Origin of the sequence: Hutsoniella sourekii ATCC 700629 (genome assembly GCF_000518205.1) — a bacterium.
Taxonomy (GTDB): Bacteria; Bacillota; Bacilli; order Lactobacillales; family Aerococcaceae; genus Hutsoniella; species Hutsoniella sourekii.
The window spans coordinates 1-21,003 of the sequence record NZ_JADD01000016.1; the positions used below are offsets into that span (position 1 = coordinate 1).

Below are 21,003 nucleotides of genomic sequence, written 5' to 3' on the forward strand. Positions count from 1 at the left end.
CACCTCTGACCGTGGGAAAGAATTTGCTTGTTATTCTGACATCGAACAACAAGAGATCGCTTTTTACTTTGCGGATGCTTATAGTGCTTGGCAGAGAGGGACTAACGAGAACGCCAACGGATTACTGAGAGAATTCTTTCCTAAACGCACAGATCTAGCTAAAATTACGGAAGATGAACTTTTCAATGCGCTATGGTTGATAAACAATCGACCTAGAAAGTGTTTAAATTTTAAGACGCCCTTTGAGGTATTCATGCACGAACTTGTTCAGTTAGAATGATTTTTTGTCGCAATAATTATTGCAATTCATCAAATATAAAAAACAGCCCAAAGGCTGTCCAGCCTGAAGACAAAGTCATCGTTTCATTACAAAACCTCTCACAAAATACTGATATAACAGTATTAGTGAGAGGTTTTGTAGTATAATAAGAGTATAAAATAAACAGAAATGGGTGATGACATATGATGACACAAAATGCCGCCAGTAAATGTGCTGAATCACGTAACCAATTTCAATTTGTTGTCCTAGATGAATGAGTCCCTCAAAATCATTTATTACGCCTTATTGATCAATATATAGATTTCACCTTTATTTATGATCTTGTCGAAGAAAGATATTCCCAGAACAAGGGGCGTCCAAGTATTGATCCCATCACCCTCATAAAAATTCCGTTGATTCAATACTTGTTTGGTATTCCCAGTATGCGTCAAACCATTCAAGAAATTGAAGTTAATGTAGCCTACCGCTGGTTTTTAGGGTTAGGCTTGACAGATGAGGTTCCTCACTTCACGACATTTGGAAAAAATTATAAACGACGCTTCGAGAATACATCGTTGGCAGAACAGATTTTTTATCATATCCTATCGCTGTGTATTGACGCAAATTTGATTGATTCGGACGCAATATTTATTGATGGTACGCATGTCAAAGCATGTGCAAATGGTAGAAAATTTCGCAATGAAACCATTCAGGTAGAAGCTAAATGGTTGGCTGATGAATTAGCTCAAGTGATTAATGACGATCGAGATGACCACGGAAAAAAGCGTTAAAACCATCCCAAAAGACTGAGACAAAATCTCAAAAAGTCAGTCTTAACGACCCCGATAGTGGATGGTTTCATAAAGGGGAACATAAGCAAGTGTTTGCGTATAATGTTCAAACGGCTTGTGACGCGCACGGTTGGGTCTTGGGATATGATGTTACCTCAGGAAACACGCATGATACTCAAGCGTTTCCTAATATGTTTGAAAAAATAAAAAGATTCAATCCCGACTATTTAGTGGCAGATGCTGGTTATAAGACACCAACAATCGCCAACTATCTCATTAATGAAGCCCATGTGACTCCCGTATTTCCTTATACTCGCCCTCGACGAAAACCAGAAAATCGTGATATTGTTTATGATGAATATTTTGACTGTTACATTGATGAAGCCCAGCGCATCTACCATTATAGAACAACGAATCGTAAAGGTTATAAAGAATATCAGATGGATAGTCAAGACGACGACTTCTGTGAACGAGTCATTACACGCCATGTTTGGCAAGAAGCTCTAGAAGAATGTGAACATATTCGGCATCAAGTTGGTATGAAGGAACGTTATAAACAGCGCAAAGAAAGTATTGAACGATTATTTGGCACTGCAAAAGAGCACCATGGTATGCGCTATACTCAATTAGTAGGCAAAGAGCTCATGGACTTTAAAGTAGGGCTCACTTTTGCTTGTCTCAATATGAAGAAATACGTCAAACTCTTAGCAGAAAGAAGTTAAGAGCTTTTTTTATTTTCATAGGAACCATTAAAATAACAGAAAAAAGACAAATCACATTCTTAAGAGGTGATTTGTCTTCAGTCTGAACAGCCCAAAGGCTGTCTTTTATTGATTCATTCTTATCTACAATCTTCATCTTATGACCAATATTCTTAGCGTAGCAAATTCTAACAACTCGAGCCAAAGCCCTTGATTTCGATTTCCATTTGATTTACCGGCTATGGCTTAAGTTAGATCAAATCATTCTATTAGGAAGATTACCCCAATTTAGATTGAATAGCCTGCAGTCGCTCACTATTGATTCCTGTGTATGGCAGGATTAATGAAGGGGAAGCCCCGTTTTGCAACATGGTCATGATGCTTCGCTCAAGACCTTCTTCTCGTCCCTTTTTAAGTCCCTTTTCAAGTCCGCTTTCCTCTCACAACCGGTCACGATTGGATAGGTAAGCTTCTAGATTGGCTAGGTGATATTCTCTTTCTTCAATCATTTCAACCTCTCCTTTCGTCATATTATCGTGGTCAATCAATGGGTAAGCCTGGTTGATGTATCTAGGTGCATCTTCTAGAGCCTCTCGACCAATGAAGTAACGCCACCAATGGTAGGCCGGTTCAGATGGTTCTAAGTTACGATTCGTAAAGTCTAAGTAGATCAAGGTCACATGATAGTGGGACTGGCCTCCTATTTGAGATAGGGGTTCGCCAGTCAGCTTGTCGCGCATCTCATAAGCTCTAAGCGCTCGGTAAGAATGGTCATAGAGCGGTGAAGCTGAGATATTGATCCCGTATACTGACCAGGGCTGCTGTATTTATGGTGCGCATCAGCCACCTGATCTTGGACCGCATAGCCCGATACATAGCAAGCGAAGGCATAGTATTCCGTTCGCTCAATGAAATAACTAGGAATTCTAATCTGCATCTCAATGGTAACCAGTTCACCGTCCAGCGTTCGCGCTCTCACATCAACCTCGGTGTAGCTCAAGGGCTCGCTTGTTCAGTCTGCAGTTTTTGGAAGTCGTAAGTGCTGGTTGGAACCACTTCCTTAAACTTTTCACCGGTTAGGTCTTCCACGAGTGCCTGAAGCAAGGCTTCATGTCCCTTATTAGTAATAGTAGTCTCCTTTATAATGAAGTGCTACTTACCTCCTTATCTTTTTCCTATCCTCATTCTACGATGATTGAGCCCTAAGGACTACTTTCCTAGCTATTTTACCAAGATCAACAACCACAAAAAAAGACAGCCCGAAAGCTGTCTACTAGGTCTTAACGGCGACGTTTCTTCTTGAGGAGTTGGCGAATCTTCTTCTGTTCACGTTCCTTGGCCATTTGTTCAGGTGACTTGAGCTTCATGCCTGGCATTCCTCCTGGCATACCGCCTTGTCCCATCATATTCTGCATTTGATTCATCATCTTGTTCATGCCACCCATCTTACCATTAGAGACTTGGCTCATCATCTGACGGGTCTGGTTGAACTGCTTGATGAGTTGGTTAACGGCCTGGAGGTCTTGACCAGAACCTCTGGCAATCCGGCGCCGGCGGCTTTGTGAGATGATATCCGGATGGGTCCGTTCTTCCTCGGTCATGGATTGGACAATGGCCTTGATCCGGTTCATATCCTTGTCGCTAATATCAAATTCATCAATACCTGGCATTTTGTTAAGGCCTGGAATCATCTTGATAATATCCTTGATGGAGCCCATCTTGTTGACTTGGTCCATCTGATCAATAAAGTCATTAAAGTCGAAGCTGGCGTCCTTGATCTTACCAGCCATCTCTTCGGCCTTAGCTTCATCGAAGTCACGTTGGGCCTTCTCGATCAAGGTCATCATGTCTCCCATACCTAAGATTCGGCTTGCCATCCGGTCTGGGTGGAAAGGTTCAAGCGCATCGAGTTTTTCCCCTTGACCGGTGAACTTGATCGGCTTGCCAGTAATTTGGCGGATGGATAGAGCGGCCCCGCCTCGGGTGTCCCCATCCAGCTTAGTGATAATAACCCCAGTGACATCCAAGGATTCATTGAAGGCTTGGGCAACGTTAGCTGCATCCTGCCCTGTCATCGCATCTACCGTTAAGAGGATCTCATCGGGTTGGACGGCTTGCTTTATGTTTTCTAATTCTGCCATCAACTGCTCGTCGACGTGTAGACGGCCAGCCGTATCGATAAGGACCACTTCATTACCATTTAGGCGCGCCTGGTCAACAGCCTTGCGGGCAATGTCAACGGGGTTGGCTTGAGTTCCTTCTTCATAGACTTCAAAGTCTAATTGGCGGCCGATCGTTTTCAATTGGTCAATGGCAGCCGGACGATAGACGTCAGCCGCAACCAGTAGAGGCTTTTTGAGGTTTAGCTCTTCCTTGGCATATTTAGCTAGCTTCCCGACTGAGGTGGTCTTACCGGCCCCTTGGAGTCCAGCCATCATGATAATAGTTGGTGCTTGCTTGGAGACATTGAGTGGCGCTTGTTCGCCCCCCATTAAGTCCGTTAATTCTTCATCCACAATCTTCAAGACTTGTTGGGCGGGTGATAAGGATTCCAGAACCTCAGAACCCAAGGCCCGCTCGTTAACCTTCTTAACGAAGGTCTTTACTACCTTGAAGTTAACGTCGGCTTCCAGCAAGGCGAGGCGGATTTCCCGCATCATTTGCTTGAGGTCCGCTTCGGTGATCTTACCACCCTTACCTACATTAGATATCGCCCCTTGTAGGCGATCAGATAAACTTTCAAATGCCATATTCATTCCCCTTTTATCGTTGGTATTCTTGTTGGAGTAGCTGGTCGAGAGTCTGGTGAACTTGCTCTAAGTCCTCCGTGTCCAAGAGTTGACGGTAGATGAGCGCTCGTTGGTTGGAACGCTCTAGGTTGCCCAAGACTTCTTCATAGTGAAGCAAGGTCTTCTCGCTTCGCTTGATCGTATCATTGACCGCTTGACGACTCACCTCATATTGGTCAGCTATCTCCCCTAGGGACCAATCTTCCTGGTAGTAGAGACGCATCATTTCCTTTTGCTTGGGTGTTAATAATTCCATATAGATGGCTAGCAATTGGTTGATATACATGGTCTTTTCTAACACGTGGGTCCCTCTTCTCTTCAATCATATCTTCCATATTCTACCATGATTACTAGCCAGTAACAAATATAATTCGCTATCAATTCTGCCTGTGGTTTGCTACAATGGTCCTATTCTATTCAAAAAAGGGGAAGTCTATGTTTAAAAGAATCTTACTTGTCGCACTTGCTTTTGTCCTCTTGCTGGCCTTGGTCCTAACCGCCAAGCCCTACATTCCAGCCCTGGACGCCCAGGTGACCCAATTCCTTGTTGACCACCGTCAAGATTGGACCACTGACTTGTTGCTTATTATCACTCAACTAGCAGGTCCCATTATGACCACTCTATTGGTGATTGTTCTAGGCGGTCTGGTCTACTATTATACCTTCAACTGGCGCATGAGTGCCTTGAGCCTCTTGCTTCTAGCTATAGGCTCTCTGGGGGTGAACCCCTTGGTCAAGAACCTCGTCCAGCGACCTAGACCCAATGAAGCCTTACGCTTGGTCACCGAGACGACTTATTCTTTTCCAAGTGGCCATTCCTTTAATGCCACGCTCATCTTCGGCTTGCTAGCCTACCTGCTTCAAGCCCTCATTTTCCAAGACAAAAAGCCCGCCGTCAACTGGCTCCTTGCCGGCTTGGTCGCCCTGATAGGCTTCAGCCGCATCTACCTCGGCGCCCATTTCCTAACAGACGTCCTAGCCGGCTTCGCCCTCGGCTACCTCTACCTCACCCTTGCTACCCAAATCTTCGACCACTACCTAGCCAAGTACGGCCTGGACCTCGAAGACCAAGACCAGTAAACCAACAAGCCACCCTCTGCATGATCTGAGGGTGGCTTGTTTAGTGGGAATCTTCATTTGAAGTAGCTCTCGATAGAGGCTATTGCACAGTAAAAAAATTGACCCCGTCTATCGCACTCATAAATTATTTCATGGGCAATTGGAAGGGCCAATCACACTCAAAAATTAGTTCATGGGTGATTGGACGCTCCCATCGAACTCCAAAATTATTTCACACCCAATTGAACTCCCTCATCACACTTAAAAATTATTTCAAGGGTAATTGAACTCCCCTATCACACCCCAAATTTATTTCATGGGTAATTGGACGTTCCCATCGAACTCCAAAATTATTTCACACCCAATTGAACTCACCCATCACACACCAAAGTTATTTCATGGGGAATTGAACTCGCCCATCGCACTCCAAATTTATTTCATGGGGGATTGGGCGTTCCCATCGCACTCCAAAATTATTTCACACCCAATTACCCCCCTCCCATCAAACATCTTACCTATCACCCTAAGCCAACCAGCTAAGAAGGCCACTTAAGGTTTGGTGTTCCCAGAGGATATAGAGGCCCAAACCAATAAATACCACTGGTACAATCAGGCGTTCATATTTTTCGATCGTTTCTTCGATCATCGGTAGGCCCGCGATTCGCTTGGCAAACCAGCATAGGCCGTAGGTGGCTAGCGCAAATATGAAGACGACCCCTAAGATTTGAGCTGGCGTGAGTCCTGTGAAGTAAGGAATGTAAATTCCCAGATTATCTCCTCCTAGTGCGATGGATAAGGCTGCCACTTGCATGACTAAGCCAGACGGCCCGCTGACCTGCTGGCGCACCTCCTCTTCCTCGACATCTTCATCCACATACAGCGAGCGAATACCCAAGAATAAGGGTACCAATCCCAAAAGGCCGATCATCCATTCTTGGGGAAAGGCCTTCAAGAAATAAGCTGCGATCAGACTGGCAACCACTAAGACTCCTATTCCTAGAAGCTGGCCTCCAAAGACGGCATTTGCCCGCCGCTCGCCGACCACAGTGAATAAGATCATTATGACCAGCAAGTAATCAATTGACGTCGAGGCAAATACGAGTATGGCTGATAATAGCAATTCCATAGCTAACTCCTTTCAATTCAGGGCACTAACCCAATTAAACGAGCCCATCACATAAATTCATTATACACTGCCACCCCAGAAAGCAGATCGACAAGGCATTTTGTTGTCTTTTTATCTCTATAAAAGCGTATAATAACACAAAATCCCTTGGATAATTAATCAGTCAATTCGCTGCCCAATCTTATCCATAGAAAGAAAGTAGGTACACCGTGACCAATGAAGAAGCACTCCAACTCTTGAAAGATATAATCGCGATTGATTCCGTCAACAGCCAGGAAAAAGCCGTCGTCGACATCATCCAACCGGTCCTTGAAGAGGCTGGCTTCCACTGCCATCAAGTCGTTTTTGCCGGAGATACGACCCGGACGCAACTCCTCGCCACCCTGGACGGACAGGAAGCCGGCCGGGTGCTCGGTTTTTCTGGGCATACTGATGTGGTTCCTGTTGGACAAGTGAAATGGCGGACCGATCCCTTCCAAGCCACAGAGATTGATGGCAAGCTTTACGGCCGTGGAACGGCTGATATGAAGGCCGGTCTGGTGGCTCAAATTGCCGCAGCCACTCAAATTGCCAAGGAGAAAATTCCCTTCAAGGGGCAAATCAAGCTCCTGATCACTGCTGCCGAAGAAGTGGGGCTCCAAGGAGCGGGAGAATTAACGAAAGCCGGCTACGCGGATAACTTGGACGGGCTGGTAATTGGGGAGCCGACCGATCTTCAAATCGCCACCGCCCACAAGGGAGTCTTCTGGTTACAAGTCAAGACCTTTGGCCAGTCTTCCCATTCTTCTAGACCCCACCAGGGTATCAATGCTATTGACCACTTAATTCTAGCCATTCAAGCTATCCAGGCTGAGCTTAATCTTGAGGCCAATGACCCAATCGTTGGGCCTTCTACTCTATCCTTGAACCATATTGGCGGGGGGAATGGGAATAATGTGGTTCCCGATCATGCGGAAGCGCTCTTTGACATTCGAACCATCGCCAGCCAGGACACCCAAGCCATCTATAATCAAGCCCAGACCATCCTCGACAAGCTAGCGACTCAAGTGGATGCCTTCCATTACGAGCTGACGGTTGAAGCCGATGTCAAAGCTGTCTCCACGCCCCGAGACTCCGACTTAGTTCAAGCCACTGAATCCGCCCTTATCAAACATCAGCAACCGATTAACTACTCTAGCTTTTCCGGCGGAACCGACGCTTCTCAGTTCACCCAGGCGGGGGACTTTCCCATGATTATCATCGGACCAGGCAAAATGGACATGGCCCACCAACCCAATGAATATGTGGACCTTCAAGATTTTTATACCATGATCCAAGTCAACAAAGACCTAGCCCTCAACTTCCTCAACCAATAACAACAAAAGCTGACCTTCACCGGGTCAGTTTTTTTGCTTGTGTGGTTTGAAAGTTATAGATGATTTTTATACCTAATAGAATCAGGTTATTATACGCCAAATTTTTTTCGTACTCAATTGAACCGATCATTTATACACCAAATTATTTTCACACCTAATTAGACCGATCATTTATACGCCAAATTAATTTCACACCTAATTAGACCGACCTTTTATACGCCAAATTATTTTCGCACCTAATTGAACCGATCATTTATACGCCAAATTATTTTCGCACCTAATTGAACCGATCATTTATACGCCAAATTAATTTCGCACCTAATTGAACCGATCATTTATTCACCAAATCATTTTCGCACCTAATTGAACCGACCTTTTATACGCCAAATTAATTTCACATCTAATTGAACCGCTCATTTATACACCAAATTAATTTCGCACCTAATTGAACCGCCAATTTATACACCAAATCATTTTCACACCCAATTGACCCAACCCTACCAAAGGCCAAATCCTTTTCTCACGCAATTGAAAGCCCACCCATTGGGCTTCCAATCACTTACCACCTCATCATAACTTTCTCAACAAGCAAAAAAGGCCAGCTCCAGCTGACCCTGGCTTCGATTCTATTTACCTAATTGGCGGCTCACTTCGGTGGCTGCATCGATGGCTTCGTGTAGAGCCTGGCGGAAGCCGTTGGCATCCAAGGCCTTGACTCCGGCGATGGTGGTGCCGGCCGGGCTGGTTACTCGGTCTTTGAGCACAGCTGGGTGGTCGCCACTTTCCAGTACGGTCAGTGCTGAACCTAGGACTGTCTGGGCGGCTAGGTGGATGGCCTTGTCTCTTGGGATTCCCTGGCTGACGGCTGCGTCGCTCATGGCTTCGATCATAATATAGACAAAGGCCGGGCCGGAACCTGAGACCGCTGTGATCGCATCAAATTGGTCTTCAGTGAATGGTGCAACATAACCGGCTGCATTCAATAACCCACAAAAAGTCTCGACCGATTCTTGACTCGTCTCTTGCCCGGGGCAGTAGGCGATGGCTCCTTGACCGTAGTGGGCCGGTGTATTGGGCATGATTCGAATCCATTGGTGACCCCGACCGCTTGGCGTCAAGCCTTCTAGCTTGGCCAATGGGACACCCGCAGCCATAGAGATCCACAATTTTCCCTCACTAGACGCCAGTGCTTGAGCCAAGTCAGCAAAGACGCCTGGAACATCCTTGGGCTTAGTGCCCACGAAGATTACATCGCTTTTGGCTAAGATTTCTTCAGTGGAAGCAACAATCTGTCCGTCCACCTCCCGAGCAAAGTCCTTAATCTTATCTGGATAGTGGTCTGACAAATAAATAGCTACATCCAAATCCGATTGGTGAACAGCCTTCACCAAGGCAGAGGCCATGTTTCCCACTCCGATAAATCCTACTGCTAAAGTCATCTATATTCATCCTTTCGTATCCAATGTTCAAACCAATGTCGATAAGCATTCCGCTCATCTGCTTCTTGAAGTTGACGGTCCACTAATTGCCACTGGCTCTCATCAATAACCGGCGCATAAGTATCTGCTTCAAAGGTGTCATCAATCACCGTGCGGTATATCTCTTGACAATCATCCATGAATGCTTGGTAGATCTGACCGCCACCCATGACAAACAATTCGCCTCCTAATTCCCGGTCCCATTCACGGATCTGGCTGGGGCTACTCACCACCTCCACCCTTGAATCGCCTGGGTCAAAGTCGGACTGACGGGTTAGGACAATGTTGCGCCTTTTTGGCAGGGGCTTGCTGCCGATTGATTCATAAGTCAAGCGACCCATCACCACTGGGTAGCCCAGGGTGGTCTGCTTGAAGTGCTTCAAATCATTGGGGAGGTGCCAGGGCATCTGACCGCCTTGGCCAATGCCACCCGCTAGGTCTTGGGCATAGATATATTTCATCTGGTCTCCTTACTGGCTTAAGCCACTCAAGTAGTCGTAGCGTTCATAATAGTGGTCCAATTGCTCCTTATTGGAGTCCAACTCCCGCTGAAGCTCCATCAAGCGACCCGCATCATGGCTATGGGTTAACATCTCTTCACCAATCTCATCCTGGCGCGCTTCCAATTCAAAAATATCATCTTCCAAAGTCACCCACTCTTTCTTTTCCTGGTAAGTCATACGCTTCTTCTCAGGAGCAGGCTTTTTGGCCTTAGCTTCTGACGCTGGAGACGGTGAGGCTGAGGAAGTCTTAGCCTCCTCCTTGCTGTTAGCCTCTTGGCTGGCTAGGTATTCACTGTAGCTGCCGTAGTAGAAGTCATAGTCTCCTTGCCCCTTCAAGACCAAGAGCTTATCGACGGTCTTATCTAAGAAGTAGCGGTCATGAGAGACCACAATAACGACGCCCTGGAAGTGGTCCAAGTAATCCTCAAGCACCGTTAAGGTATCGATATCCAAGTCATTGGTCGGCTCATCCAAGAGCAAGACATTCGGTTCTTGAATCAAGAGGGTTAACAAGTAAAGACGACGCCGTTCGCCCCCAGACAAGGTCTTGATCTGATTGCCATGCGTGATCCGAGGAAAATTAAATTGCTCTAACATAGAAGAAGCACTGGCTACCGAGCCATCCGGACGCTTGAATTGGTCAGCCACCTCACTCAAATAGGCCAAGACCCGCATGTCACCAGGCAAATCTTGGTCCAACTGGCGGTAGTAGGCTAACTTGACTGTTTGGCCCATCTTATAGACACCGGAATCAATTGGATGAAGGCCAGCAATGGTATTCAAGAAGGTAGACTTACCCACCCCGTTGGGACCCACCAGACCAACCCGGTCACCCTTGACAAAGTGGCGGGTGAAGTCTCTAATCACTGGCTGGTTGTTTATCGAGACCGACACGCCTTCCATCTCCAAGACTTGGTTACCCATTCGAGCTTGGTCGAAGTTTAATTCAATATTATTCGGATCCTGATGGCGACCCTTAATCGAATCCGACAAATCATTAAAGCGGTCAATCCGAGCCTGTTGCTTGGTAGTTCGAGCCTTAGCCCCTGCCCGCATCCAGGCTAATTCTTGCTGGTAGAGTCGGTCCTGCTTGTCCTGTTGCTTGGCTAGAATTTCCGCCCGCTCAGCCCGCTGGACCAAGTAAGCTTGGTAATTACCTGGGTAGACTTCTAGTTGACCGTTCCGCAGTTCAACAATCTGATTCACCACCCGGTCCAAGAAGTAACGATCGTGGGTCACTAAGAGTAAGGCGCCCTTGTAATTAGCCAAATACTTCTCCAACCATTGAATAGAGTCTACATCCAAGTGATTGGTCGGCTCATCCAATATTAGAAGGTCCGGTTCGGCAATTAAGACTTGGGCTAAGCCAATCCGTTTTTGTTGGCCGCCGGAAGCTTGGCCGACCCGCTTGTCGAGATCAGAGATACCTAATTGGCTAAGAATCGTCTTAGCCTTGACTTCCATATCCCAGCCTTGGTCACGGTTCATAGCCTCACTCACCTGGTTGAAACGATCCTGAATCGCTTCTTTGGTCGGATCTTCCGCCAGGGCCAGGCTAACTTGCTGGTAGTCCAAGACTAATTGCACTAAGGGAGACTCGGATTGGTAGACCGTCTCTAGAACTGTCTGGTCCGGATCCAAGTCCGGGTGTTGGCTCAAGTAGGCAATGGAATACTGGTTGGGATGGCTAATTTCCCCCTGGTCATAATTATCCAAGCCGGCAATCACCTTCAAGAAGGAAGACTTACCGGTTCCATTTGGACCGATTAGGCCCACCCGGTCGCCCGTTCGAATCTTCAAGTCCACCCCTGATAAGAGTTCCTTGGTCCCATAAGTTTTGTGTAAATTTGTAATTGCTAATTCCTTCATCTTGTCTATCCTTTATCTTTGATTTGCCAATCAATTGGTTCTTGCTGCCACTCGGCTAGCTTCTCATTGATCTTGGAAAAAGGCTTGGAGCCAAAAAAACCACGGTAAGCGGACAGCGGGCTGGGATGAGGAGCTTGAATCACATAGTGACGGTCTTGATTGATTAATTTGGCCTTTTGTCTGGCTGGACGTCCCCAGAGGACAAAGATCACCGGCTCTTCTCGTTGGTTGAGTCGCTGGATCACCAAGTCCGTTAATTCTTCCCAACCCAAGCCGCGGTGGGAGTTGGCTTCATGAGCCCGGACGGTTAAGACAGTATTCAAGAGCAGGACTCCTTGCTTGGCCCAATCAGACAAGTCTCCATGGTTGGGGGCTGGAATATTCAAGTCGGATTCCAGCTCCTGGTAGATATTGCGTAAGGAAGGCGGAATCTGAACGCCCGGATGAACCGAGAAGGCCATCCCGTTAGCTTGTCCTTGGCCATGATAAGGATCTTGACCCAGAATCACCACCCGCACCTGGTCAAAGGGCATCAAATTCAAAGCCCGAAAGACTTCATCTTGAGGGGGAAAGACCGTCTGGGTCTGATACTCTAGGCCAATGGTCTGCTCCAAGACCGACCAATTCGTACTTTCTAAATAATCTGCTAAGTGGTCTTGCCAACTAGCCTCCAAGTCAAACATCCACTCACCCTTTCCAATTGTAATCACTCTCTATTCTAGGTCAAAACCGGCTTAATAACAAGACAGAGCTTATGCTAAGCCTCGGATTTTTAGCCTAAATACCTACCTTATAACCAAAAAAGCCGAGCAGCTCCTTGAATGGTTAAACCATTCAAGAAAAGCTACTCAACTCTACTTATATATAAGCCTTCATCTAACCGGCTGCTTCTTATGCGAATAATCCTTGGAAGAATCCAACAATCGCTTGCCATAAATCACTTAAGAAGCTCATAATGGCATTCTTATCTGCTTGATCCCAAGCCGTTTGGGCATCCTTGAAGAGTTGACCGCCTTGTTGGGTAATCTTCTGACCCAATTGACGGAACTGGGCTTGTTGCTCAGGTGTGAATTCCAAGCGTGAAAAGTTATTCATTTGATTGACCAGCATTTGCACATTATTATCTGAGATCACGTTGTTCAGATTATAATTGTTGATGACGTTATTGACGATATTGTGAACTTCTTGGTTGGAAATATTGCCGTTACCAGTTTGCTTAACTTCTTGAATATTCGTCTTAATTTCTGCGATAGCGGCGTTCAAGACTTCATCAGAATAGTCACTGTTGGCTTTATTTTCTTCGGTGATCTGGGAAGTGACCGCTAATTCATCTTGGGCCACACTCACAGCTTGAGAGTCCAAGGCCTGCCCCGCTTGTTGGAAGGACTTGTAGACACCCGCCAAGGCTCCCGACCCATCTACCCGAACAGCAGAAGCAACCTTGATATTCACATCCACTGCCCCAGCAGTAATCGCAGCATTCTGGTATTGGAGCGGCGTGATATCCGTAATCGTTTGTGGGGTCACAATCTCTACGGTCACGCCCCCTTCATTCTTAGCCGGGGTAATATAGGTGGATGAATAGACTTGGTGATAAGGATAGGTATCGTTCAAGAGGCCGTTAAGTTCATTGATCTTAACTTCGATCTCTTGGACGCCATCAGCCACTCCCAAGGCCTTCTTGGTCTCTTGGTATTGACTGGGGCTCAAGGATTCCCCATAAGTGAACATGGGGTCAATTGCCACCCGATCCGCCAGAGCCACCGGTGTACCAAGCGCTAGAACAGTCAAGGCTGTTAAGAGTAAGTAAGTTATTTTTTTCATGATTCTCCTCCTTGCTTGCTAAGTATACCATTTAATGGAAGCAATTCCCGCTCAAAAAATAGAAATCCCCAAATATTTCATTGGGGATTCATGATTTCATCAATCTTTAGGAATAATTAGAAGAGACCGGTGATCTGACCTTGACGGTCAATATCAATCCCCTCAGCTGCTGGATGCTTAGGAAGGCCAGGCATGGTCATGATGGAGCCTGTTAAAGCTACGATAAAGCCAGCGCCAGCTGATAACTTCAACTGACGAATGGTCACATCGAAGTCTTCCGGTGCCCCTAGGCGTTTAGCTGAATCTGAGAAGGAGTATTGGGTCTTGGCCACACAAATTGGTAAGTGGCCGTAGCCCAAGTCCGCCAACTGTTGGGCTTGCTTTCTGGCAGCTGCTGTTAGGACGGCTCGTTTACCACCATAGACCTTCTCAACCAAGGTTTGCAACTTATCTTGAATGGATAAGTCTAGGTCATAACTGAATTGTCCTTGAGACTCTTCTTGGCAGAGGTCTACGACTGCTTGAGCTAAGGCTAAGCCTCCCTTACCTCCTTGAGCCCAGACATCGGATTCGACGATTTGAACACCTAGGCGGTCAGCTTGACCAGCCAACCAAGCTTGCTCCTTGGCTGTATCTGTCGGGAACTTATTGATGGCCACAACGACGGGCAGTTGGAAGACCTGACGAATATTAGCCAGATGACGCTCCAAGTTCACCAGACCTGCTTCTAAGGCTTGAAGATTTTCCTGCCCTAGGTCATCCTTGGCCTGGCCACCATGCATTTTTAAGGCTCGAATGGTCGCTACTAGAACCACTGCATCCGGCATCTTCCCTGTCTGGCGGGCCTTGATGTCAATGAATTTCTCAGCCCCAAGATCAGACCCGAAGCCGGCTTCAGTTACCACATAATCCGATAGGTCACGGGCTAATTCAGTGGCAATCACTGAATTACAGCCGTGGGCAATATTAGCAAAAGGGCCTCCGTGAATAAAGGCGGGGGTTCCTTCCAAGGTCTGAACCAAGTTGGGATTAATCGCTTCCTTCAGTAAGGCCGCCATGGCATGGTGGGCCTTCAAGTCTTCGGCAGTCACCGGTTGGCCCTCATCATTAAAGGCTACCACAATCCGTCCCAAGCGATCCTTCAAGTCTTCTAAATCACTAGCCAGACACAAGATAGCCATTACTTCAGAAGCCACAGTAATATCAAAGCCATCTTCACGGGGAACCCCGTTGGCACGTCCGCACAGTCCATCGACAATTTGGCGTAATTGGCGGTCGTTCATATCGACCACCCGCTTCCAGCTGATGGTCCGTGTGTCAATGGCTAGTTGATTGCCGTGGTGAATATGGTTGTCCAACATAGCTGCTAAGAGGTTATTGGCAGCCCCAATAGCATGCAAGTCTCCCGTGAAGTGTAAGTTAATTTCTTCCATCGGTACGACTTGAGCATAACCCCCGCCGGCTGCGCCCCCCTTCATCCCAAAGACTGGTCCTAAGGATGGCTCTCTTAGAGCTAGAGTGGTCTGATAACCTAGTTGGTTCATCGCATCTGCTAGACCAACAGAGGTTGTGGTCTTTCCTTCTCCCGCTGCTGTAGGAGAAATCGCCGTGACCAAGACAAGTTTGCCTTGCTTATCGGTAAAGCGACCGCGGTCCAAGCGATGGTCTACCTTGGCCTTATTCTTACCATACAAGGCATAATCTTCTTCTGAAAGACCTAATTTAGAAGCAATTTCTTCCATTGGTTGTAACTGATAAGCTTGTGCAATTTCAATATCTGTTAAATGTGACATTCCTTAACCCCCTTATTTTTACTTATTTTACCACGATTAAGGGGCCGTCCATAGATAAAAGACAAATAATTTGTCTTTTATCGATAAACATTCGTAAAAATAACCTCCACCCCATTCGGTTGGAAAATGACAATCCTACTTTACCTGGAATGAGCTCAAAAGTAAAAAAAGATCCGAAAGCCACAGTCTCAAAGGGGTCAAAGCAATATAGGCCTAATGGATTGGCCTGGAAGCTTGATAGCCCGATAAGCAACTGAGAGCCAGACTCCCAGCTTTCCTATGGCAAACGGATCGATTATGTTAATTTTATTAGCTAGTGGGTCTAGCTACATCTTCTATTACTCTTACTTGTCGTCATCCATGGATAAGACCGCCATGAAGGCTTCTTGCGGAATTTCAACCGAACCAACGGCTTTCATTCGTTTCTTACCTTCTTTTTGTTTTTCTAACAATTTCTTACGACGGGATACGTCTCCACCGTAGAGCTTGGCGGTTACGTCCTTGCGGTAGGCCTTGATGGTTGTCCGTGAGATGATCTTGTTGCCAATCGCTGCTTGAACGGGCACTTCGAACATCTGACGCGGTATAATATCCTTCAACTTGCTAGCCAAAGCTTGGCCACGCTTGAAGGCGAAGTCCCGGTGGACAATAGTTGAGAAGGCATCGACTACTTCACCGTTCAAGAGAATATCCAACTTAACCAAGTTAGAGGCCTTGTTACCAATAACATGGTAATCCAAGGAAGCATAACCCTTGGTATGAGACTTCAAGGTGTCAAAGAAGTCATAGATAATCTCTGCCATCGGCATCTCATAGACTACATTCACCCGGTTGGCATCCAAGTATTCCATGGTCTTGAAGTCGCCCCGCTTACGCTCACACAACTCCATGACTGCTCCAACATAATCGTTGGGAACCATAATAGTCGCTTCAACGTAAGGTTCATAGATCTCTTCTACTTCGGTCTGATCCGGCATATCGGATGGATTGTCAATGCGGACGGTCTCCCCATCGGTCTTCAAGACTTCATAGATAACTGACGGTGCAGTGATAATGAGGTCAATATCGAATTCTCGCTCCAAGCGTTCTTGGATGACGTCCATATGAAGCAATCCTAGGAAACCAGTCCGGAAGCCAAAGCCAAGCGCTTGAGAGGTCTCCGGTTCAAACTTGAGAGCCGCATCATTCAGTTGAAGCTTCTCGAGTGCTTCCCGTAAGTCATTATAATCGTTGGAATCCACTGGATACAAACCTGCAAAGACCATCGGGTTCAATTGGCGGTAACCTTCAAGTGCTTCAGCTGTCGGATTATCAGCCAAGGTGATAGTATCCCCCACCCGGGTATCTTGGATAGTCTTAATGTTGGCTGTCACATATCCAACGTCACCAACCATCAAGAAGTCACGAGGAACAGCGTTGGGCGAGAAGATACCCACTTCAACCACTTCAAAGGTCTTACCATTACTCATCAATTGAATCTTATCACCAGGTCTTAAAACCCCATCAATTACTCGTATATTCAAGACAACCCCGCGGTAATTATCATAAGCCGAGTCAAAGATCAAGGCCTTCAAGGGGGCTTCCAAGTCACCCGCTGGGGCTGGAACTTTCTCGACGATTTGTTCCAAGATTTCGTCAATTCCTAGACCCACCTTAGCTGAGGCATAGACCGCTTCAGAAGCATCCAGACCAATAATATCTTCAATCTCTTGTTGGACGCGTTCCGGATCAGCAGCTGGTAGGTCGATCTTGTTAATAACCGGGAGAATTTCTAAATCATTATCCAAGGCTAGATAGACATTGGCCAGGGTTTGAGCTTCAATTCCTTGGGCCGCATCAACGACTAGGATAGCCCCTTCACAGGCCGCCAGCGAACGGGACACCTCATAAGTAAAGTCCACGTGTCCAGGGGTATCAATTAAGTGGAAGGTATATTCCAAGCTATCATTAGCTGTATAGGTCAACTCCACCGCATTTAATTTAATGGTAATCCCCCGCTCCCGTTCCAAATCCATGGAATCGAGGAGTTGTTCCTTCATATCACGGTCAGCCACCGATTCTGTTTGTTGGAGAATCCGGTCGGCCAAGGTCGACTTCCCGTGGTCAATGTGAGCAATAATCGAGAAGTTGCGCGTTCGTTCTTGACGCTCTCTCATTTCTTGCAAATTCATCTTATCTTCACTTCCTTCATACAGGTCAATTTATATACCTTCTAATCATATCAAAAAAACAAGGCAAAAGGTAGCTTTTTAAAAGTCTCTTCTCATAGCTCTGAGCTAAGAGGAGGCGATTATTAGCTAACTGGTTTATTCTCTCAGCGGATTCAACCTAGCTCACCAAATCTAATTTACAAGTCACTAGCAAAGTGTTAAAGTAATGGGTGTTGGAATTTTGAGAGATTCAAGGAGGCTTTGAATATGAGAAAGATTGGCTTTTCAACCCCCGCTTATTTAAAGAAACAATCCGAACAAATCCTAAACCGAGTCCAGGATAAGGATAAATTATATCTGGAATTTGGTGGCAAATTAATCGGCGACAAACACGCCAAACGTGTCCTGCCTGGCTTTGATGAAGATGCTAAGATGAAGCTATTAGCAACCATCAAGGACCAGGTCGAGATCATTATCTGTATTTACGCTGGTGACATTGAAAACAACCGCATCCGCCGGGACTATGGGATCACCTACAATGAAGATGTCTTACGCTTGATTGAAGAATATCAAGCTTATGATATTCCTGTTAATAGTGTCCTCTTGACCCGTTATAATGATGAGCCCAATGCCAAGGCCTTTATGACAAACTTAGAGAACCGGGGAATCAAGGTCTACGCCCACCGATCCATTGCCGGATACCCAACCGATATGGAGGCCCTTTTTGGTGAAGAAGGATTTGCTAAGAATCCCTTTATCCCGACCACGAAGCCGGTCGTTGTCGTCTCTGCCCCGGGCGCTGGCAGTGGTAAGCTAGCAACTTGCCTCAACCAGATGTACCACGAACACCAACGGGGCATTAACGCCTCCTACGCTAAGTTTGAGACCTTCCCGGTCTGGAACCTTGCCCTCAAGCATCCGGTTAACATTGCTTATGAAGCTGCCACTGTCGACCTGAATGATGTCAACATGATTGACAATTACCATTATGAAGCTTATGGTCAAGTCGCCGTTAATTATAACCGGGATATCAATATCTTCCCTGTGGTTCGTCGGATCATTGAGAATATCACTGGCCAAGATTCTGTCTACCAATCCCCGACAGACATGGGCGTCAACTGTATTGCAGCTGGTATTACCGATGACCAAGTGGTTCAAGAAGCAGCCCTGCAAGAAATCATTCGCCGCTACTTCGACATCGAAAACGACACCTTCAAGGGCACACAAAGTCCAGAAGTGCGTCGCCGGATGCAGATTATAATGGAAGAAAGTAATCTCCAAGATACCGACCGCCGGGTCGTTCAACCCGCTCGTGACTATGAGGATGAACTACGCCAACGCTATGATAGTAATGAAGTAATTGGAGCGATCGCCTTGGAACTTCAATCAGGCACCATTATTACCGGCCACTCCAGCCCACTGATGGATGCTTCAGCAGCGGTTATTATTAATAGCTTGAAGTCCCTGGCTGACATTAATCCGGATATGGACCTATTGGCACCTTCTGTGCTACAGACCATTCAGGAATTGAAGTCCACTGCCCTACACAGCCGCCATCCTATCTTAACTGCCAAGGAAATTCTAATTGCCCTATCAATTTCAGCAGTAACCAATCCTACAGCGGCCTTCGCCTATGAGCAGCTTGTTCACCTGGAAGCCTGCCAAGCGCATGCCACTTATATTCTAACCAGAGAAAATGAACAGACCCTCAAGCGCCTTGGCATCGACATTACTAGCGACCCTGCCTATCAATCCAATAAGTTTTCTGAAAATTAACCATCCCCGCTCTCCTCAAAGGGAAATCCCGATTCATCGACCGTCTTTTAGCCTATTAGCTGAGAGGTGGTCGATTTTTGTTTACAAAATAAAGAGACGACCGAAATTTCGGTCGCCTCAGTAGGTAAGAACTCGTTAACTCAAGGGATGTTAGGTGGGGGGATAATTTTGGTAGGAGAATCATCCCCTTCCCTCAAGTTAACTCATTATCGTAGCTAGACACTCGCTCCATCTAGCTACCCAATTATTATACACTCTTTTTTTAACTCAGTGTGAACTTTTTGACAGAAAATGGATTATAAATCCAGATTTTAACAATTTTTATTCGATTTAGGATAAATAATCTCATTCTTGCATTCCCCTTACTTCTATTAGTTGAATAAGAAATAAAATAAAATTGGTTAAGCGTTTTCATAGCTATCATTAATCGCTTTTGATATATTTATGTCAGTTAGGAGGGAGCGAGATGACAAAATTTAAGGCGATTGTTGTCCGTGAAACGGAAAATAAAGACGTTGACTATGCTTATGAAGATTTGACAGTGGACCAATTAGATAAAGGAACTACCCTCGTGGAAGTTCATTATTCATCCTTGAATTACAAGGATATGTTAGGCTTCCAGAAGAATGGCGGAGTGATCCGCACTTACCCGATGATTCCAGGAATTGATGTGAGTGGTGTGGTCGTTGAAGATACCAGTGGCAACTTCCAAGCGGGAGACGAAGTGGTCATTAATGGATGCAATATGGGAGTAGACCATACGGGAGGCTTCAGTGAGTATGTCCGAGTACCAAGTGAGTGGATGATTAAGTTACCGGAAGGTCTATCCATGAAGGATGCAATGATTATCGGGACAGCTGGCTACACAGCCGCCCAGTCCATCTATGAATTAGAGCAAGCAGGTATGAGCCCTGATGAAGACCCAGAGATCCTAGTGACTGGGGCATCTGGCGGCGTTGGTTCAGTGGCCTTGGCTATATTGAAGAAGATTGGTTATTCCAACTTGACCGCCTTGATCCGTAAGGACTATCAAGAAGAGATCGTCCGCCAAGTTGGAGCGACTGCTATTATCACGCCTGATGAATTGGGTCCAGTTAAACCCCTGGGCTCACAGAGATTCCACCATGTCGTCGATACTGTCGGCGGTGAGACAGCTGCCAGTGCACTGTGTCAGATCTATATGGAAGGATCCATGTCCATGTGCGGAAACGCTGGCGGCAATGACTTTCCAACCACAGTCCTTCCTCTCATTCTAAGAGGGGTTAAGATCTTAGGTATTAACAGCCTAGGTGGTTCATGGAAGAAACGAGAAGAAATCTGGCGTCGCCTCGGTCAAGAATGGCAGGTCATCGCTGACTTAAATTACCATGAAATCAGCTTTGAGGAGATTCCAGAGACCGTCCAAGCACTAAAAGACGGCAAGCACTTGGGACGAACCATTGTTAAGATGAAGTAAATTTTAATCCAGTTAAATAATCCATGTGACCGATCCAAAAGACGGTTGCATGGATTTTTTTGTGGATGATTTTA

16 protein-coding genes and 1 pseudogene are annotated in these 21,003 nt (G+C 46.3%); 6 read left to right on the forward strand and 11 right to left on the reverse strand.

All coding sequences use genetic code 11. The features are described 5' to 3' along the window. Positions 1-280, forward strand: a 280-nt coding sequence (locus T408_RS10870; RefSeq protein WP_028118713.1) for an IS30 family transposase, incomplete at its 5' end; no start/stop codon positions are given. 185 nt (positions 281-465) lie between these two features. Further along, positions 466-1,772 (forward strand): annotated as a pseudogene (locus T408_RS11960) (IS1182 family transposase). 419 nt (positions 1,773-2,191) lie between these two features. On the opposite strand, the gene T408_RS0104545 reads toward T408_RS11960, so the two are convergent. The 3 genes from T408_RS0104545 to ylxM all read right to left on the reverse strand — a co-directional run bounded on the left by T408_RS0104545 (position 2,192) and on the right by ylxM (position 4,841). After that, positions 2,192-2,491, reverse strand: a complete 300-nt coding sequence (locus tag T408_RS0104545; RefSeq protein ID WP_028118899.1) for a hypothetical protein — start codon at positions 2,489-2,491, stop codon at positions 2,192-2,194. 540 nt (positions 2,492-3,031) lie between these two features. Then, positions 3,032-4,501, reverse strand: a complete 1,470-nt coding sequence (gene ffh, locus T408_RS0104555) for a signal recognition particle protein (protein WP_028118900.1) — start codon at positions 4,499-4,501, stop codon at positions 3,032-3,034. Between the two features lie 13 nt (positions 4,502-4,514). Further along, positions 4,515-4,841 carry a YlxM family DNA-binding protein gene (gene ylxM / locus T408_RS0104560; RefSeq protein ID WP_028118901.1) on the reverse strand — a complete coding sequence of 109 codons (327 nt, stop codon included), beginning with the start codon at positions 4,839-4,841 and terminating at the stop codon, positions 4,515-4,517. A gap of 134 nt (positions 4,842-4,975) precedes the next feature. Between ylxM and T408_RS11720 the strand changes: the two genes are divergently transcribed. Then, positions 4,976-5,620 (forward strand): phosphatase PAP2 family protein, encoded by a 645-nt coding sequence (locus T408_RS11720; RefSeq protein ID WP_051444791.1) that lies wholly within the window; start codon positions 4,976-4,978, stop codon positions 5,618-5,620. A 502-nt stretch (positions 5,621-6,122) separates the two neighbouring features. Here the strand turns inward: T408_RS11720 and T408_RS0104570 are convergent. Continuing rightward, positions 6,123-6,725 carry a cadmium resistance transporter gene (locus T408_RS0104570; protein ID WP_028118902.1) on the reverse strand — a complete coding sequence of 201 codons (603 nt, stop codon included), beginning with the start codon at positions 6,723-6,725 and terminating at the stop codon, positions 6,123-6,125. Positions 6,726-6,934: 209 nt separating this feature from the next. Here T408_RS0104570 and T408_RS0104575 point away from each other — a divergent pair, with 209 nt between their 5' ends. Beyond that, a complete protein-coding gene (locus tag T408_RS0104575) occupies positions 6,935-8,080 on the forward strand; it encodes an ArgE/DapE family deacylase (protein WP_028118903.1) in 1,146 nt (381 codons plus the stop codon). Between the two features lie 626 nt (positions 8,081-8,706). Here the strand turns inward: T408_RS0104575 and proC are convergent. The 7 genes from proC to lepA all read right to left on the reverse strand — a co-directional run bounded on the left by proC (position 8,707) and on the right by lepA (position 17,718). Beyond that, positions 8,707-9,519 (reverse strand): pyrroline-5-carboxylate reductase, encoded by an 813-nt coding sequence (gene proC / locus T408_RS0104585; RefSeq protein ID WP_028118904.1) that lies wholly within the window; start codon positions 9,517-9,519, stop codon positions 8,707-8,709. Then, on the reverse strand, positions 9,516-10,019 hold the full coding sequence (locus T408_RS0104590) for a dihydrofolate reductase (RefSeq protein ID WP_028118905.1): 504 nt from the start codon (positions 10,017-10,019) through the stop codon (positions 9,516-9,518). Before T408_RS0104590 ends, proC begins: the two co-directional genes overlap by 4 nt. A 9-nt stretch (positions 10,020-10,028) precedes the next feature. After that, entirely contained in the window at positions 10,029-11,930 is a 1,902-nt protein-coding gene (locus tag T408_RS0104595; protein ID WP_028118906.1) for an ABC-F family ATP-binding cassette domain-containing protein, read from the reverse strand. Positions 11,931-11,935: 5 nt separating this feature from the next. Continuing rightward, positions 11,936-12,613 (reverse strand): uracil-DNA glycosylase, encoded by a 678-nt coding sequence (locus tag T408_RS0104600; protein WP_028118907.1) that lies wholly within the window; start codon positions 12,611-12,613, stop codon positions 11,936-11,938. Positions 12,614-12,821: 208 nt separating this feature from the next. Beyond that, complete coding sequence (locus T408_RS0104605) at positions 12,822-13,754, reverse strand: DUF1002 domain-containing protein (RefSeq protein ID WP_028118908.1); 933 nt, start codon at positions 13,752-13,754, stop codon at positions 12,822-12,824. 116 nt (positions 13,755-13,870) lie between these two features. Further along, positions 13,871-15,547 carry a formate--tetrahydrofolate ligase gene (locus tag T408_RS0104610; protein WP_028118909.1) on the reverse strand — a complete coding sequence of 559 codons (1,677 nt, stop codon included), beginning with the start codon at positions 15,545-15,547 and terminating at the stop codon, positions 13,871-13,873. A 344-nt stretch (positions 15,548-15,891) separates the two neighbouring features. Beyond that, on the reverse strand, positions 15,892-17,718 hold the full coding sequence (lepA, locus tag T408_RS0104615) for a translation elongation factor 4 (protein WP_028118910.1): 1,827 nt from the start codon (positions 17,716-17,718) through the stop codon (positions 15,892-15,894). Positions 17,719-17,964: 246 nt separating this feature from the next. On the opposite strand from lepA, the gene T408_RS0104620 reads away from it, so the two are divergent. Both T408_RS0104620 and T408_RS0104625 read left to right on the forward strand, forming a co-directional pair. After that, entirely contained in the window at positions 17,965-19,473 is a 1,509-nt protein-coding gene (locus tag T408_RS0104620; protein ID WP_028118911.1) for a DUF1846 domain-containing protein, read from the forward strand. Positions 19,474-19,939: 466 nt separating this feature from the next. Continuing rightward, positions 19,940-20,929, forward strand: a complete 990-nt coding sequence (locus tag T408_RS0104625) for a YhdH/YhfP family quinone oxidoreductase (protein ID WP_028118912.1) — start codon at positions 19,940-19,942, stop codon at positions 20,927-20,929. Positions 20,930-21,003: the final 74 nt, after the last annotated feature.

Coding starts and splice junctions, on each gene's coding strand:
- T408_RS0104600 (WP_028118907.1), bottom strand. CDS start 12,613: ATGTTTGACTTGGAGGCTAGTTGGCAAGACCACTTAGCAGATTATTTA.
- T408_RS0104605 (WP_028118908.1), bottom strand. CDS start 13,754: ATGAAAAAAATAACTTACTTACTCTTAACAGCCTTGACTGTTCTAGCG.
- lepA (WP_028118910.1), bottom strand. CDS start 17,718: ATGAATTTGCAAGAAATGAGAGAGCGTCAAGAACGAACGCGCAACTTC.
- T408_RS0104595 (WP_028118906.1), bottom strand. CDS start 11,930: ATGAAGGAATTAGCAATTACAAATTTACACAAAACTTATGGGACCAAG.
- T408_RS0104620 (WP_028118911.1), top strand. CDS start 17,965: ATGAGAAAGATTGGCTTTTCAACCCCCGCTTATTTAAAGAAACAATCC.
- ffh (WP_028118900.1), bottom strand. CDS start 4,501: ATGGCATTTGAAAGTTTATCTGATCGCCTACAAGGGGCGATATCTAAT.
- T408_RS0104625 (WP_028118912.1), top strand. CDS start 19,940: ATGACAAAATTTAAGGCGATTGTTGTCCGTGAAACGGAAAATAAAGAC.
- proC (WP_028118904.1), bottom strand. CDS start 9,519: ATGACTTTAGCAGTAGGATTTATCGGAGTGGGAAACATGGCCTCTGCC.
- T408_RS11720 (WP_051444791.1), top strand. CDS start 4,976: ATGTTTAAAAGAATCTTACTTGTCGCACTTGCTTTTGTCCTCTTGCTG.
- T408_RS0104570 (WP_028118902.1), bottom strand. CDS start 6,725: ATGGAATTGCTATTATCAGCCATACTCGTATTTGCCTCGACGTCAATT.
- T408_RS0104590 (WP_028118905.1), bottom strand. CDS start 10,019: ATGAAATATATCTATGCCCAAGACCTAGCGGGTGGCATTGGCCAAGGC.
- T408_RS0104545 (WP_028118899.1), bottom strand. CDS start 2,491: ATGCGCGACAAGCTGACTGGCGAACCCCTATCTCAAATAGGAGGCCAG.
- T408_RS0104610 (WP_028118909.1), bottom strand. CDS start 15,547: ATGTCACATTTAACAGATATTGAAATTGCACAAGCTTATCAGTTACAA.